Source organism: Rhodopseudomonas sp. P2A-2r, assembly GCF_026015985.1.
In the GTDB taxonomy this organism is placed as follows: domain Bacteria; phylum Pseudomonadota; class Alphaproteobacteria; order Rhizobiales; family Xanthobacteraceae; genus Tardiphaga.
In genome coordinates this window covers 4,010,488-4,026,506 of record NZ_CP110389.1, presented here as the reverse complement: position 1 = coordinate 4,026,506, position 16,019 = coordinate 4,010,488, and the positions used below count along the sequence as shown (strand labels likewise).

At 64.2% G+C, this 16,019-nt stretch carries 12 protein-coding genes and 2 pseudogenes; 6 read left to right on the top strand and 8 right to left on the bottom strand.

Annotated elements, in window-relative coordinates:
• Positions 1 to 19: 19 nt before the first annotated feature.
• Complete coding sequence (locus tag ONR75_RS19465; protein ID WP_265078709.1) at positions 20 to 250, bottom strand: hypothetical protein; 231 nt, start codon at positions 248 to 250, stop codon at positions 20 to 22.
• Here ONR75_RS19465 and ONR75_RS19460 point away from each other — a divergent pair.
• Positions 249 to 2,780 carry a glycoside hydrolase family 113 gene (locus tag ONR75_RS19460; protein WP_265078708.1) on the top strand — a complete coding sequence of 844 codons (2,532 nt, stop codon included), beginning with the start codon at positions 249 to 251 and terminating at the stop codon, positions 2,778 to 2,780. The two genes, ONR75_RS19465 and ONR75_RS19460, sit on opposite strands and share 2 nt — an antisense overlap.
• On the top strand, positions 2,777 to 3,082 hold the full coding sequence (locus ONR75_RS19455; RefSeq protein WP_265078707.1) for a hypothetical protein: 306 nt from the start codon (positions 2,777 to 2,779) through the stop codon (positions 3,080 to 3,082). The genes ONR75_RS19460 and ONR75_RS19455 overlap by 4 nt, the downstream gene beginning before the upstream one ends.
• Before the next feature lie 42 nt (positions 3,083 to 3,124).
• Here the strand turns inward: ONR75_RS19455 and ONR75_RS19450 are convergent, their stop codons facing one another.
• Positions 3,125 to 3,802 carry a thioesterase domain-containing protein gene (locus ONR75_RS19450; protein WP_265078706.1) on the bottom strand — a complete coding sequence of 226 codons (678 nt, stop codon included), beginning with the start codon at positions 3,800 to 3,802 and terminating at the stop codon, positions 3,125 to 3,127.
• Positions 3,803 to 4,055: 253 nt separating this feature from the next.
• Here ONR75_RS19450 and ONR75_RS19445 point away from each other — a divergent pair, with 253 nt between their 5' ends.
• The 4 genes and pseudogenes from ONR75_RS19445 (at position 4,056) to ONR75_RS19430 (ending at position 8,345) form a co-directional block, all read left to right on the top strand.
• Positions 4,056 to 5,303 (top strand): hypothetical protein, encoded by a 1,248-nt coding sequence (locus tag ONR75_RS19445; RefSeq protein ID WP_265078705.1) that lies wholly within the window; start codon positions 4,056 to 4,058, stop codon positions 5,301 to 5,303.
• Between the two features lie 18 nt (positions 5,304 to 5,321).
• Entirely contained in the window at positions 5,322 to 5,909 is a 588-nt protein-coding gene (locus ONR75_RS19440; protein ID WP_265078704.1) for a protein-S-isoprenylcysteine O-methyltransferase, read from the top strand.
• A gap of 53 nt (positions 5,910 to 5,962) precedes the next feature.
• Positions 5,963 to 7,105 (top strand): zinc-binding dehydrogenase, encoded by a 1,143-nt coding sequence (locus ONR75_RS19435; protein WP_265078703.1) that lies wholly within the window; start codon positions 5,963 to 5,965, stop codon positions 7,103 to 7,105.
• Positions 7,102 to 8,345 (top strand): annotated as a pseudogene (locus tag ONR75_RS19430) (MFS transporter). Before ONR75_RS19435 ends, ONR75_RS19430 begins: the two are co-directional and overlap by 4 nt.
• A gap of 51 nt (positions 8,346 to 8,396) precedes the next feature.
• Here the strand turns inward: ONR75_RS19430 and ONR75_RS19425 are convergent.
• The 6 genes and pseudogenes from ONR75_RS19425 to ONR75_RS19400 form a co-directional block, all read right to left on the bottom strand.
• Positions 8,397 to 9,646 (bottom strand): annotated as a pseudogene (locus ONR75_RS19425) (PepSY-associated TM helix domain-containing protein).
• An 88-nt stretch (positions 9,647 to 9,734) separates the two neighbouring features.
• On the bottom strand, positions 9,735 to 11,786 hold the full coding sequence (locus ONR75_RS19420) for a TonB-dependent receptor (protein WP_265078702.1): 2,052 nt from the start codon (positions 11,784 to 11,786) through the stop codon (positions 9,735 to 9,737).
• 749 nt (positions 11,787 to 12,535) lie between these two features.
• Positions 12,536 to 13,561, bottom strand: coding sequence for an aromatic ring-hydroxylating oxygenase subunit alpha (locus ONR75_RS19415; RefSeq protein ID WP_265078701.1), 1,026 nt, complete (start codon positions 13,559 to 13,561; stop codon positions 12,536 to 12,538).
• Between the two features lie 28 nt (positions 13,562 to 13,589).
• Complete coding sequence (locus ONR75_RS19410; protein WP_265078700.1) at positions 13,590 to 14,009, bottom strand: cupin domain-containing protein; 420 nt, start codon at positions 14,007 to 14,009, stop codon at positions 13,590 to 13,592.
• A gap of 15 nt (positions 14,010 to 14,024) precedes the next feature.
• The gene (locus ONR75_RS19405; protein WP_265078699.1) at positions 14,025 to 14,846 is read right to left on the bottom strand and encodes a creatininase family protein; all 822 of its coding nucleotides are present in this window, start codon (positions 14,844 to 14,846) and stop codon (positions 14,025 to 14,027) included.
• Between the two features lie 128 nt (positions 14,847 to 14,974).
• Positions 14,975 to 15,934 (bottom strand): LysR family transcriptional regulator, encoded by a 960-nt coding sequence (locus ONR75_RS19400; RefSeq protein WP_265078698.1) that lies wholly within the window; start codon positions 15,932 to 15,934, stop codon positions 14,975 to 14,977.
• Positions 15,935 to 16,019 lie beyond the last annotated feature (85 nt).

Here is a 16,019-nt window from a genome sequence, read left to right as displayed (position 1 = left end):
TCATTCCGGGGCAGGCGCATCAGCGCAAGCGAACCGGGAACGGCAAACGATAAAAACTCGTCGCCCGCTTACCCAAGCGGGCGACGATTGCGTTTTGCACACTCTCATCCGTGGCATCGCGCGCATCGCTGCAATCGTGCCGTGCGATGAACGGCACTAATATGCGCCGTTCATCGTGATACCGCGATGCGGTCGCGCGATGAACACGTTCAGGCTTCACGCTTCCACCAGGCATGGTGGAGAGCAACATGGCGGGCATTTTTCAGGTTCAGGGTTTTGGCGCGCTGTCCGAGTACAATGGACAGTTCGCGACCACGGGCGCCGCGCAGTCGTTTCAGAACATGGCATCGCTCGGTTCCAATTCGGTGGCATTGACGGTCCGGATCTGGACCGACAGCAAGACCGGCAGCACGGTCATCGCCCATCCCGACAAGACCGAAAGCGACGCCAGCCTGCTTGCCGGATTCCAGGCAGCCCATGCGGCGGGACTGTCGGTCGCGTTCAAGCCCGGGATCACCGGCCTCGACAGCACGATTTCTAGCAGCCTGCAGCCCGCGGACGTCGATGCCTTCTTTGCCTCCTACAGAGCGGAGATCGTGCATTTGGCCGGCATTGCGGAGCAGGGCGGGGTCAAGACGTTCGCCATCGGCAACGAGATGAGCAAGCTGTCGGGATCCGCCTATCTCGGCCAGTGGACCGACCTGATATCGGCGGTGCGCCAAGTCTATCACGGTGAGCTGACTTACGCGGCCGCGACCGACGAGGCCTCCAAGGTGAGTTTCTGGAGCCAGCTCGATACGATCAGCGTCAACACCTATCCGCCGCTGACCTCGAGCACCACGCCGACGGTGGCCGACCTCGTCCATGCCTGGACCGAAGTGCCGTACAATCCGTATTACGCCGCCGCCTTCAACTACAAATCCCCGGTGGATTTCCTGCATTCGCTGTCGCTGGACTATGGCAAGCCGGTGATGATGAGCGAGGTGGGCTATCGCAGCATCGACGGCACGGCCATCAATCCCGGCGGCGGTTCGTCCAAGGCGCCGGCGGATGCCGCCGAGCAGGCCGACGCCTACAACGCCTTCTTCCAGGTCTGGAGCACGCAGGGCGGCAGCTGGCTCAAGGGCGCCGAGTTCTGGCAGTGGGATCTCAACGGCAACGTTTCACCGACCGGCTATTCGGTGCAGGGCAAGCCTGCGCAGGATGTGGTCTCGCAGTATTTCCACGGCAACGGCGCGATACCCGGACGGACGGTCGAAGGTTCTGTGGTCGCTGACATCATCGACTCCGGAAGCGGCAACGACACCATCCATGGCGGGCCGGGTAGCGATTTGATCCGCGGCGGCGCGGGCAACGACACCATTGTCGGGGGCCCGGACACCATCGCCAGGCTCACCACAACGACGGTGACGATCACGGGATACGGCTCGGTGGTCGCCGGCGTCGGCGCGCAAGCGCGGATCCTGGTCAACGGCACCGCCGTGTCGGGACTGCTGGAATTCACCCCGGCTACCGATCCCCAGGGATACCAGACCTATACGGTCACCTTCGACAATCCCGCGCAGATATCGAACATCGCCATCGAGCTGGCGAATTCGGCGCCCGGCCGAGCGCTGCACGTCAAGGATTTTGCGGTCAACGGAGTCGCGCTCGTTCCGAGCCAGGGCACCAATGCCAGCTCGCCGGGCACGTTCGATCTCTATGTACGCACCATCAACTTCGATACCTCGGCGCATCAGGACTGGTTCGTCGGCGCTGCCAGCGACAATGACGTGATCACCGGCGGCGGCGGCAACGACACCATCGATGGCGGTGCCGGGACCGATACGGCCGTCTATTCGGGCGTCGCCAGCGATTACAGCATCAGCTTGGACGGTCGCACCACGGTGGTCACCGACCGGGTCTCCGGCCGTGATGGCACCGATCGCCTCAGCAACATCGAAGTCCTGAAATTCGCGGACATGGCGATCGACACCAGCACCATCGCGCGGGCGTCGGCGACCACCGACGCTGCCAGTACCTACCAGATCCAGGCCGCCGACAGCGCGGGGCATGTCACCGGCGAAACCGTCCGCCATGCGGACGGCACGCGCGACGTCTATAACGACGCGATCGTCGGGCAGAGCTACGCCTCCGAACACATCGCCATCGACGGCACCGGCCATACCAGGCTGGTGGAACGCTTCTTCGGCGACGGCGATCTCGCCTTCCGGCAGGTGGTCAACAGCGACGGTTCGGTCAGCGCGTCCGACTATGACGCTGGCGGTCATCTGATCAAATTCGCGACCAGCCACGGCGACGGTGCTTGGCAGCAGTTCACATTCGATGCCACCGGATTTGAAACCGGCGAGATCACCCGGCATGCCGATGGCTCGCGCGACATTCATAGCTTTGGGATCACCGGCAAGGATTACACGTCGGAGCACGCGGTGCGCGATGCGGCGGGGCACAGTTCGCTGATCGAGCAGTTCCACGACAACGGCACGCTGGCGCTGAAACAGACCGTGAGTGCCGATGGCGTCCGCACGCTGGATCAATATGACAGCCGGGGGCAGATGACCCAGCAGACGGTGATGCAGAAGGACGGCTCGTTTGTGCAGTCGAAATATGCGCTGGATGGCGCGCTTGCCATTGAGACCACCCGTCATGCCGACGGCAGCCGTGATGTCGATACGTTCGGGATCGAGGGAAAGCCTATTCGGCGCGGCATGACGGGTTCGATGCCGCCGGGCACCGGCTCTCGACGGTCTTCGACAACCATGACGGCAGTCACACCATGACGGCCTATGCGCCGGACGTGACGTTGACGTCGACTGCGGCCAGCGACGTCATGAATAGCGCCGGCGGCGACAGGTTCGTGTTCCGGGAGGCATCGGGGCACGACGTCATCAACAACTTCAAGGCCGGCGAGGGGCCGGGCCGCGATGTGCTCGAAATCGCGTCGAGCATTGCCGCCGATCTCGAGCACCTGTCGGTTCACGTGGTGGGGACGGATACCATCATCGATCTCGGCCACGATGCATCGATCAGGCTCACCGGCGTCGTTATGCCGCTGACGTCGCACGACGTGCTGATCGTCTGAGTGCGCTCGCGCGCCGTAGCGCGCGAGCAGCGGCAACCCTGCTTACTGCGCCGGCGCGGCCGAGACCTGGGCGTTGGCGGGCTTTTTCGGGGCGCGGCGCGCGCCGCCGGTGACCTGCAGCACCTTCGCGATGGTCTTGCGATGCAGGTTTTCCGACTTGTCGATGGAGAAGTGGTTGTCGGTCGCATCCTCGTTGATGTTGGCGAGGTTGCCCTTGAAGCGCTTGTCGGCTGCGACCGCCTGGCCCCAGCCGGCGGGAACGTAGTAGTTCACGATCTGGCGGACATTGGGTGGCACCGGGGCCGGGCTCACCGGGTCGAAGTTGACGATCAGCGCCACCGGCACGCCGCTGCCCTGCAGCTTGCGGGCAATATCGATGGTGGCGTCGGCGCCGAGCGAATGGCCCATCAGGATGATTGGTTCGCGATTGCCGCTGCGGTATGCCGCGATGATGTCGTCAGCCAGCCCTCGCCAGCCGAGGTAGTTCTGCACGGAGCTGGATACGCCGGCAGCCTGCAGCTTGTAGGCGAGTTGGTCCATACCCAGCGAGAAAACGTTGAGGACGCCGCGCAACAGATAGACGTGGCCCGGACGTTTGGCGGCAGCCTGGGCGTCGCTGGAACTCGCAAGCGATGTCACGAATACCGAGCAGAAGATCATGAAAAAGCCGACCACGACATGCAGTGGCGGTCGTTTCGTGCCCATCAGATTCGTCGACATCACAGCACTCTTTCCCCGGAAATCATTTGAAACGGATTTCTATCTCCCGCCATTGGCAACTGTCGTCAATCGCCACAGCGCGTCAATCTCGACTTTTTGAACGCAAAAGGGGGCAAAAAACCCCAGTGTGACTTGCTGGCGACAAAAACCTGAATGATGACGCATGAATCGGCTCGTGCGGTTTGTGGCAGACAGCAAATTTGCTAAGCTTGCCACGGTCTGGCGCGTGACGCCCAAGAGGAGAATCGGGGCAATGGTCGCGCGGCGACATGTCTTTCATATCGGCGGTTACGATCCAATCTTGCCGGGCACCCAGCTGAGTCGGTTCCATCGTTCGCTCGGCAGTTTCCAGAAGACGTGGGGCGTCACCGCGCGCGCCTCGTCGGAACCGCAGTGTTCGCAGGTGAGCGCGACCTGGCAGGCCGAGTCGTCGGGACCGAACTGGAACACCGTCATCAGCTACGAGATGTTGCGCTGGGACGATCTGATCCTGATGGATCATCAGCGCAGCATGCCGTCGCGGCTGGCAGCAGGGATGGTGACGCTGATCGACTGGATCGTGACCGGCACCTTGTTCCGCTTCGTGCTGTCGAGCTGGAAATATGCCGGCTTCTTCCTGTTCCCCTATCTCTGGGTCACCGTATTCCTGCTCGCCGGCACCGGCGTGGGCTTCGCTTTTGCGTGGCTGCTCGGTCTGCATGGCGCAGTTGCCTGGGGACTAGGCATCGTCGCGGCGGGCGCGGTGTTCGGTGGCCTTCTGCACCGCTACGGCTGGAAGAAGCCGATCAACCACGTGTTCGACGACTGGATTTTCTCGCGGCAGTTCGTCTACGGCCAGAGACCGTTGATGGACCGCCGCGTCGACGAATTCGCCGCAGCGATCGTGGCGCGGGCGCAGAAGGCTGATGTCGAGGAAATCGTCATCGTCGGCCATTGTCTCGGCGCCGCGCTGGTGATGGAATCGGTGTCGCGCGCGCTCAAGCTCGATCCGGATCTGCCGCGCCGCGGCCCGGCCATTTGCGTGCTCACGGTCGGCGCGACGATCCCGAAATTCGCGCTGCATCCGGCCGGGACCCGCGTCCGCGCCGCCACGCAGGCGGTGGCCAATGAACCGTTGATCCGCTGGGCCGAATATCACGCCCGCGATGACGCCATCAGCTTCTACCGCTTCGATCCCGTGACACTGAAGCGCGTCAGCCGCGAGCGCGGCGATGGCCGCCCGAACATCCGGCGGGTGCAGATGCACAACATGATGAGCCCGGACGCCTTCAAGCGGCATCGCTTCAATTTCATGCGGCTGCATTACCAGATGGTGATGGGCAACGACCAGCGGGCGCTCTATGATTACTGCATGATCATCTGCGGTCCGCTGCCCTTCGACGAAATCACCGCGCCCGCGGGCGGCCTCGACCGCTTCGGCGCCGACGGCGCGCTGCTGCCGTTCGCGCCTGTTACCGCGGAAACCGCGCCGCTACCCCGGGTATCCGTCAATGCCGCGTAGTCGTTGTGGCGGCCGACGATGACCGTCTCGCTCCTCGGAGAAATCGTCTGGGCGGTCGGGACCGTCGCGTGGTTCGTGATCCGCTATCCCTATGCTCGGCGGGCCCGGCGGGCCGCGACGGTGCGCGTCGATGGCTTGAGCCGCGAACGGATTCTGCTCGGCGTCGCCACGGTCGGCCTGTTCGTCGTGCCCGTGGTCTATCTCGCCACCGGCTGGCCGCGCGCTTTGAATTATGACCTGAACTATGCCGCCGTGGCCATCGGCGTGCTGGTGTATGTCGCATCGCTGTGGCTGTTCCGGCGTTCGCACAAGGACCTCGGCCGGCAATGGTCGGCGAGCCTCGAGATTCGCGAAAAGCACCAGATCGTGCGCGCCGGCGTCTATCGCCTGATCCGCCATCCCATGTATGCCTCGTTCTGGCTGTGGGCGCTGGCGCAGGCGTTCCTGCTGCCGAACGCGGTAGCGGCCTTGAGCGGCCTGGTGGCCGTCGCAATCCTGTTCTTCGCCCGCATCGGCTTCGAGGAGCGGATGTTGACGGAAGCCTTCGGCGAGGACTATCGCGTCTACATGCGCGAGACCAAGCGCATCATCCCCGGCATCTACTGACGCCGGGCAGAACTCATTTTTCTTCCAAATATCCAGCAAGCGGGCAGGGCCACATGAGCATTGATCACACCACCGGACTTGAGCTGCGCTCCCTGATCACCAGGACCGGCGACTATGAATTGTCGCTGAAGCGGGTCGATATCGCCGAGCCCGGCGCGGACGAGGTGCTGGTGCGCGTCGAGGCGGCGCCGATCAATCCGTCGGATATCGGGCTCCTGGTCGGCCCCGCCGACATCGCCAACGCCACGGCGTCGGGCAGCGGCGACGAGGCCGTCGTGAAGGCCAAGGTGCCGGTGCAGTTCATGAAGGCCATGGCCGGGCGCTTCGATGAATCCATGGCGGTGGGCAACGAAGGCGCCGGCGTGGTGGTCAAGGCCGGCGCGTCCGAGGCGGCGCAGGCGCTGCTCGGCAAGACCGTGGCGATGATCGGCGGCGCCATGTATGCGCAGTACCGCACCATGAAGGCCGCTGACTGCCTGCCGTTGCCGGAAGGCACCACACCTGCCGAGGGCGCATCGTGCTTCGTCAATCCGCTGACCTCGCTCGGCATGGTCGAGACCATGCGCCGTGACGGCCACAAGGCGCTGGTGCACACCGCTGCTGCGTCGAATCTCGGCCAGATGCTCAACCGGATCTGCCTCAAGGACGGTATCGACCTCGTCAATATCGTACGCAGCGCCGAGCAGGAAAAGCTGCTGCGCGACATCGGCGCAAAGTACGTCTGCGATTCCACCGTGCCGAGCTTTATGGACGACCTGACCGAGGCGCTGATCGCCACCGGCGCGACGCTGGCCTTCGACGCCACCGGCGGCGGCAAGCTGCAGGGCCAGATCCTCACCGCCATGGAGGCCATGGCCGTTAAGGCCATGAAGGTCTACAGCCGCTACGGCTCGACCACCCACAAGCAGGTCTATGTCTACGGCCGGCTGGAGTCGAAGCCGATCGAGTTTTCGCCGACCTTCGGCATGGCCTGGAGCATGGGCGGCTGGCTGCTGTTTCCGTTCCTGCAGAAGATCGGCGCCGCAGACGCGCAGCGCCTGCGCGAGCGCGTCGCCGCCGAATTGAAGACCACCTTCGCCAGCCACTACACGCAGGTGATCTCGCTGCAGGAGGCGCTGCAGCTCGATATCCTCAAGGCCTACAACAAGCGTGCGACCGGCGCGAAGTACCTGATCAATCCGAACAAGGCGGGATGACCCTTCTCGATCAACCAGCGGATGCGGCCGAACCGGTTGGCTCCGGCGTCTTGCTGCGTCATGCGCCGTATCTGTTCTATGTCTGGTCACGCTGCTTCTCGCGGTTTTCCTCGCAGATAGCCGCGGTCGCAGTGGGCTGGCAGGTCTATGACATGACCGGCAGCGCGTTCCAGCTCGGCATGGTCGGGCTGGTCCAGTTCCTGCCGATGCTGCTGCTGGTGTTCGCCGGCGGCCACGCCGCCGACCGCTACGATCGCCGCATGGTGGTGCAGGTCTGCCAGATCGTGCAGGGGCTGGTGGCGCTGTATCTGGCGTGGGGCAGCTATGGCGGCTGGATCACGGTGCCGGAGATCTTCGTTGCTGTCGGCCTGTTCGGCGCGGCGACGGCGTTCGAAAGTCCGGCGAGTTCGGCGCTGCTGCCCGGCGTGGTGCCGGCGGGCACGCTGCAGAAGGCCACGGCGCTGACCTCAGGCACCGGCCAACTGGCGATGATCTGCGGCCCGGCGCTGGGCGGCATCGCCTATGCCCTGTCGACGGGGCTGCCATATGCGCTGATGGCTGGGTTCTGGGTGATCGGCGGGCTGCTGAACAATGCCATCAGGCTCGATCGGCCCATCGTCGCAAAAGAACCGCCGAGCTTTCGGGCGCTGTTTGCCGGCGTCGGCTTTGTCCGCCGCAATCCGGCGATCCTCGGCACCATCTCGCTCGACCTGTTCGCGGTGCTGCTCGGCGGCGCTGTTGCGCTGCTGCCGATCTATGCGCGCGACATCCTGCAGACCGGCCCCTGGGGCCTCGGCATTTGCGCGCCGCGCCCGCCGTGGGGGCGTTGCTGATGACCGTGGTTCTGACGCGCTGGACCATCAACCGCCGGGTGGGCATGCGCATGTTCCAGGCGGTGATCGTGTTCGGCCTGGCCACCGCGGTGTTCGCCGTGTCGCAACTGGTCTGGCTGTCGCTGATCGCGCTGCTGATCATGGGCGCTGCCGATACGGTCAGCGTGGTGATCCGCATCTCGTTGGTGCAGCTCGCCACGCCGGACGACATGCGCGGCCGGGTCGGCGCGGTCAATTTCCTGTTCATCAACGCCTCCAACCAGCTCGGCCAGTTCGAAAGTGGCGTCACCGCGGCATTGTTCGGCACCATGCCCGCAGCCTTGCTCGGCGGCATCGGCACCGTGGCGGTGGCGCTGCTTTGGATGAAGCTGTTTCCGACGCTCCGCGACGTGGAGCGGCTGGAGTAGGGCAAGCCCGGCGACGGGATGGGAGAGGCAGCTCCCATCATCGGGACCAGTTCATGCGCTGCGTTGTGCGGCTGCGTTTTCCCCTTCGCCCGACATCTTGGCGCCTGCACCCGGCGACGACCTCTTCGCTTCCCTTGCTCGTCGGATGCAGCGTTTCTTCCACCAAATATAGAGCCCGGTATAGGCACTGATCGCCAGCGCGAGGCCGATGACCGCGACGAAGATCCGGTAGGGCAGGCCCCACACCTTTGCCATGTGCAGCGATTGCAGCCAGCGGCTGACCGTGTCGCCGGAATACTCGCCTGTCGGAATGCGCGTCGCCAGCAAGGCGCCGCTGCGTGCGTCGATGAACACGCCGGTCTGCCCGCGTTCCCGCGTCACGTCGCGCGATGTGTTGGCGTAATAGATGAACGCGTCGAACTGACGATTATAAAACAGGTGGCTCGGAAAGTTGACGGTGAAGCCCTGTGTGCGGGCCACCTCGTCCATTGTCGCGACCGCGATGCCATAAGCATCGCGCCAGGCGAGTATCGGTCTGTCGGGCGTTTTCGGCGGACGTTGCGGCTGCTTCTTGAAGTCGAGAAAGCTGGACATCACGGGCGTGTAGACTTCAGAGCGCAGGTTGAGCATCACGCTCGACCAGGCGAACAGGAACATCACCCCCACAGCCACAGGCCCGTCGCGCGATGAATGTTGAAGTGCAGGCGATAGGTGCTGGCGTTGCGCTTGATCATCCAGGCCGGCAGCCAGCGCCGCAGGAACGGCGCGGTGCGCGGACACGTGGCGACGATGCCGACCATGCAGTTCAAGGTCCAGAGCAGCGCGACGACGCCGAAGAAGGTCTTGCCCCACGGCTCCGGCAGCGCCAGCGCGTAATGCAGGCGATAGACAAAGCCGATGACGGTGGTGCTGTCGAATGGGCTCGCGCCCCATTTTCGGATGCCCAGCAGGCGGCCGTCATAGGGATCGAAGAACGCCTGATCGGCCTCGGTCAAAGCGGGGTCGCGTCGATCCAGATTGACTTTCACGGAGCGATCCGGCTGCCGCAGCAGCGGCAAGCCAATGAGCCGATAGCCGGGTAGTGCCCGTTCTGCCCGCGCAACCAGTTCGAACGGATCCAGCATCGCGGCAGGCCGGCCACGTTCGTCGAGGGGCGCGCGGACGACGTATTGCGCGGGATTGACCAGAGCCTCGAGCTCGTCCTCGAAGGCGAGCAGGCTGCCGGTGATGCCCGCGACGATCAGGAAGATGGCCGAGAGCAGGCCCGTCCATTTATGGATGAACGTCGAAAACCGGATCACGTGCGGCGATGCTCCGGCGGGACGAGCCCCATTCCAGTCCCGGTCCCGTCGGCGTGCGTCATCATGTTCACCGTCAAGACATCTCGGGTCAGAAGCGGAATGTCGTGGAGGCGAGATAGGTGCGCGGCGCGCCGAGATAGATCTGCCTTTCGGCCCCACTGGTCATCCAATAGTTGTTATCGGCGACATTCTCGACGGCGAAGCGGATCGTGATCGGCTTGCCATTCCACGGCGAGGCGAAACTGTAGCGTGCGCCAAGGTCAAAGCGCGTCCACGCCGGAATGACGAACTTGTTCGCAGCGTCCGGATACGCATCGCCAAAATGGATGGCGCGGCCGGTCAAGGTCAGGCCGGTCACGAAGGGTGTATCCCATTCGGTGCCGAGGCTGACCTGCACGTCGGGAATGCCGATCGAGCGTTTGCCGTCGTTGATGCCGTTCTGCGTCTTGCTCTGGCGCGCATCCATGAACGAGGCGCCGCCCAGCAGGCGCCAGCCCGCCGTGAGTTCGCCGAACGTGTTGATCTCGACGCCGCGGTTGCGGTTCTCGCCGTCGATCGAGAAAGTCGGCAGCGGCGTCCCCGGCAGCGAGATCTGCGCCGGTTGGGCGATATCATAGGCTGCGAGTGTGGTGGTGAAGCGGCCCCAATCCACCTTGACGCCCACCTCGCGCTGCAGCGACTTGTAGGAGGGGAAGATCTGGCCTTGGTTCTGGAACGTGTTGTCGACGATGGTGCCCTGTTGGAGGCCTTCGATCTGATTGGCGTAGACGGATACGTTTTCCAGCGGCTTGACGACCAGCGCGTAGGCCGGACTCCAGGTGCCCGCCGCGTAGCTGCCGGTCGAGGCGCCCGTCACCTGGTCGAAGGTCGCGGCCTCGACTTCCTGTCGGCGCACGCCGACCGTGAACTGAACGCGATTGTTCCACGCCGAGATGGTGTCGGCGACGCCGTAACTGTTGAGCGAGTTGAGATTGGACTTGGTCGCGGCCGGCAGCGACTGCGCCTGGTAGGTGGCGGGGCGTGGAGTGTAGATGTTTGACGTGACCGGCGTACCGGTCGTGCGCGAGTTGGCGATCTCGCCGGTCCACAGCGAAGTGTTGAAGTTGATGTCGTGATGAATTGGTCCTGTATCGACCGCGATGCGGAAGCCTGCCTGTTCGGTGTGGTTTTTCCGCTCCTGCAGGCTGGAGAACGGCGTTGCCGTGGTATCGCCGAACGCATTGGCGATGGTCGGATTGGAGATGCGGCTGGTGATCGAGTTCTCGAAATATCCGCCACCGCCATAGACGGTGAGCCAGTCGGTGACGTCCACCTCGGCCTGCAACAGGGCCGTGCCATTCCAGCCCGAGATGCCGGTCCAGATTGGATTCCAGAAATTGGTGCCATTCGGGGCACCGGGCACGCGCATGAGCGAGTTGTTGAGCGTATTGCGCGCACTCAGTCCGTCGGCGCGTGAATCATCGTAGAGTATATCTGCCGAGACGCGTACGCGCTCGCCGCGATAGTCGAGGGCGAGAGCATGCGAATTCAGTTGCAGGCTTTGATTGTCGACCTCGGTGGCACCGTCGCGATAGGTGCCGTTGTAACGGATGCCGAATTCCTTGTGCTCGCCATAGCGCTGGCCGACATCGAGGTGGGCGCCGCCCTGACCGCGCGAGGCGAACGACGTGGTCAACTCGGCGGTCGGCTCGTTGCGGGCCCGCTTCAGGATCAGATTGATCGCGCCGCCTATGGAATCGTCCGGCGACTGGCCGTTGAGCAGGCCGTTGAGCCCCTTGATCACTTCGACCCGCTCGACGGCATCGAGCACGTTGAAGTTATGATTGCCGATCAGGCCGAAATAGCCGTTGAAGCCGACGCTGGTATTGCCGAGCAGGAAGCCGCGGATCATCGGCTGTTCGCGGCCGATGTTGCGCGGTAGCGCAGAGCCGACCGATGGATCGCTGACCAGTACGTCCGGAAGCGTACGTGCTTGATTGTTCTCGACCAGCTCGCGGGTATAGCTGGTGAGGTTGAAGGGCGTATTCATGACGCTGCGATTGCCGAGCAGGCCCACCTGGCCGCCGGTCGCCACCTGACCGCCGGCGTAGGATGGCGGGATGGCGCCGAGGTTGCCCGTTGCCGGTATGACGTAAGGCACAGGCGCGACCTGGCGCAGGGGCGAAGGTGCACGGCGTGCGGCGGCGCGAACGGCCGCTGTGCGCCGTGCCGGCGGGGCGATACGACGTGCGCTTGGGCGCGTGGGAGAATCAACAGTCACCGCCGGGAGGACAGATTGGGCGCGCACCGGACTCGCCAGATCAACGGACAGTGCAAGACAGCTTGCAGCTCCCAGGCATGTTGCCCGCATCAGATTCAACGTCATCCAGCCCCTCGCATATTCACGGGCAGAGAATCCGCCGCAGGCGGTCCTCTAACCGAGGGGCTCGAAAAGCGCTCCTAGAATACCTCCAGTCTTTCCGTCTCACGTGAGATCCGGGTTGCTGCAGTTTGTCGCATGGCAGAGTGCGTCCTGGCGCTTTGGCTTCGCGCATCGTTTGTCGGGCGCTCGCGTAAATCGCCCTGACGATGCGATCTCGATGCGGGCCCGTTGCCGCGTTTCAACACGGCCCGAGACGATCACAGCCGTTCAAGCGCCGTCGCCGTGGCGTTGCTGTGGATAAAACTGTTTCCAACGCTCCGCGATGGCGATCGGCTGGAGTAAGGCACGTGTCCCGGACGCGGTGCGGCATTCCAAGGCGATGCTCTTGCATCGCCGACATGCCGCTCCGCAGATACGGGACCGTATCCCGCGCAGGCGTTCGTGATGGTCCCGGATCTGCAGTGCACTACGCCTCCTGCGGAGGCGCATCTCAGCGCGTCCGGGACACGTAACTCACGCGCTTTGCCTTACGCATTCTCGAACTTCGGCCGCTCCACCTCGCCGTGGGCCTTCAACAATTCCAGCAGCCGCTTGCGCATGATCATGCCCGGGCGGTCCGACGGCATGTGCTTCTCGATCTTGCGGCCCATGTCGACAATGGCGTCGGGGTCGGTGGACTCCAGGATGTCCTGATCTTCGGCGATGATCGCGGCGTCCCAGTCGATCAGCTCCTGCGCCGGACAGTCTGCTTCGGTGTCGTTGCGGAACAGGATCTGCACCACCTGGATCTCGCCGTCGGAAATCGGCGTGGCGCAGTTGAAGATCAGATGGCGCACGCCGGAGGGATATTCCATGTCGAGGCGGCGGCAGAACGGCATGAACCATTTGTTGCGCATGTGACGCTTGGTCGTCGGCTCGGTCGAGCCGGTGATGCGCGCGGCGTTGGGCGGGTTGCGCACGGTGACGATGGTCTCGGCCTCGAAGCCGTAATCGGTCTCGACGATCTCGTACTTTTCGGGGCGCGGCTGGTCGATATCGCCGAAGGTGTTCTTGTGCACGAAGGCGAAATGCGCGTTGTCGAACGAGTTCTCCATCAGCCGCAGCGCCGAGGTTTTCCATTTGCTGTAGAACTGCGGGATGCGGCGATAGCCGGCATCGCGATCCTCGGGAATGTCAGGGATGTCGCCGAGCGGCTCGTCCAGCGCCACCCAGACATAGCCGTAGCGCGTGGTGCTGCGGAACGCGCGCGCCTTGGCCTCAGGGATCGGCTGCTCGAACGGGAATTGTGGGATCATCACCAGCTTGCCGTCGCGATCGTATTCCCAACCGTGATAGCCGCAGACGATATTGCCGTCGCGGCACCAGCCTTTCGAGAGTTTTGCCGTCCGGTGGCAGCAGCGGTCTTCCAGCGCGGCGGGTTCGCCATTGCCGTCGAGGAACAGCACGATCGGCTCGCCGAGCAGGGTGAAGGGTTTCGGGCCATCTGCGAGATCGGCCAGCGGCACGGTCGCGTACCAGAATTTGCGCAGGACGGGTTGCTTGGTGTTCAGCATGGCAATCTCCGAAAACGGCGGTGGTGCGTTACAGGCCTTGCAGGATGCGGATGTCGTCGGCGTCGAGTTCGACGCGCTCGCCGCCGCGGATCAGCTCGGCAAAGCCCTCGTTCGGGGTCATCACCGTCAGCGTGTAGAGCTTGTCGGTGCCGGTGTTCTCGATGACGTGTTCGGAGCCGGGATGCAGCAGCAGCGAGTCGCCCTTCTTGATCGGCAGCGTCTTGCCGTCGCAGCGGGCGATGCCTTCGCCGTGCAGCACATGAAAGAACTCATGGGCCGCGGCGTGTTCGTTGGGTGGCGTCGCGCCGCCGGGCTGGAAGATCTCGATGACGAAGATGTTGTCGATCTTGTCGGTGTCGCGATCGAACAGCATGGCGAAATAGTTGGTGTCGCCAGGCGAAATGCGGAACGCCTGGACCTTTGAAATATCGGCGACGCTGAAAGCCATGAAAACTCCTCTGGATTACGTCTTGTCGAAAGCGGTCGCTGTCGCAATGCGTGACAGCGGATAGCGGCTGATCTCGTCGATTAAGACCAGCAGGCGCCGCGCCGCGCGCTCCACGGTCTCCTTTCCGAGTTCGGCCGTGGCTTGCGTGGCGTCGCCGCAGGCGCCCTTCGGATGCAGGTCCTGCGCCTGCCAGCCGAACCCCACCGCACCTTCCGGGCTGAGCAGCTCGGACTCATCAGCGATCTGTACCGACAGCGGCACAAAATTCTCCGCGCGATCCATCTCGACCAGATCGGGATGCAGATGCAGCATCACGCTGGTCTCGCTCTGGCCGCCGTGAATGCCGTGGCGGTTCTCGTCGGCGCTGTAGAGCGCGTCCATGTCGATCAGGCTCGACCACATCGCCGACACCGCGAACATGCCGAGCTTCACGCGCAGCTCGCGGCAGACGATGTCGAGCAGTTGCGGCTGGCCGCCGTGGGAATTGAGGAACAGGATTTTTCGGACGCCGGCACGGTGCACGCTTTCGCCAAGCTCGAACCACACCCGCGCCAGCGTCTCGTAGGACAGCGTCAGCGTGCCCGGAAAGGCGAGGTGCTCGTCGGACTTGCCGATCGGTAGCGCCGGCAGCACCAGCGCCGGGCAGTCGGCGGGCATCAGTTCGACGGCGCGGGCGATGATTCCGGCATTGATGGCGGCATCGACGCGCACCGGCAGATGCGGCCCGTGCTGCTCGACAGCGCCGACCGGCAGGATGGCGACCACGCTGCCCGCGTCGAGTTCGGCGAAGTCGCGGGTCGACAGGTCCCACCACCAGTGTGATTTCAGTTTCGTCATGGCGGCGGCTCGGCCTCGCGGGGTGGTCCAGGGGCGGTTCAGTTGCCTGACCGCCGCTGCGATTGAGCACGACGGCCGGGGCGCTAGGAAGCGCGTTGTTTCGGCAGCAAAGTCGGCTTTTTAAGCAATCACGACCGGGTTCCAGCTTTGTGCCTTGCAACGCTGCCGCGGACATCGGCGGCGACGCTGGCTTCCAGCTGGGCGCGCAGCCAGCTGTGCGCCGGGTCCTTCTGGAAACGCTGGTGCCAGACCATGTACATCGGCAATGCCGTCATTGCCCCGGCGCCGGCAGCCAGCGGGATCCGCGCGCTGGCAAAATCGCGCATCAATTGCTGGCCGAGCAGGCTTGGCATGCTCGCCAGCAGGTCCGAACCGCGCAAAAAGGCCGGCACGGCCGTGAAGTTCGGCACCGAGATGGCGATATCCCGAACGATGCCGCTGGCGCCAAGCCGGCGGTCGAAGTCCAGCCGCTCGTTGTCGGTGTAGACCACGGTGACGTGCCGGGCCGCGAGGTATTGCGCGCGGGTCGCGGGCGGCCTGACGGCGGGATCGTAGAAGCAGACGTAGTGATCCTGCAGCAGGCGCTTCTGCACGATATCGATCCCCACGGGCGGCACCGGGGTGATCAGCAGGTCGCAGCGGTTGTCGCGCAGCATGGCCGGGGAGGGCGATTGCGATGGGATCACCCGCAGGCTGAATTTCTGCACCGCCGCCGTGACCCGGCGCACCAGGCCGGGCAGCAGCAGGTCGCGCTGGAAGTCGTTGGCGGCGATGGTGATGGAAAGCTGCGCCGTGGCCGGGTCGAATGACGCGCCGCTGCCGAACGCCTTCATGGCGTCAAGCAGCGCGCGGGCCTCGGGCGCCAGTGCATGGGCGTGGGCGGTGGCCACGATGCCGCGGCCGGACTTGGCGAACAAGGGATCGTGGATCACCCGGCGCAATTTCTGCAGACCGTGGCTCACCGCCGACTGGGTCACGCCCAGCCGCCGCGCCGCCGATGTCACCGAGCCTTCCTCCAGCACCGCGAGAAACAGCGCTAGGACGTGGCCGTCGATGTCCAAATGATCGATCTTGCTCATGCAATACATGATAACCGATCTATTTATCTTGGGAATGGGGCAGAACATGCTGGCGCAAAGGCGAGCCGCCGACGTGGCGGTCGCTGCCATAGGG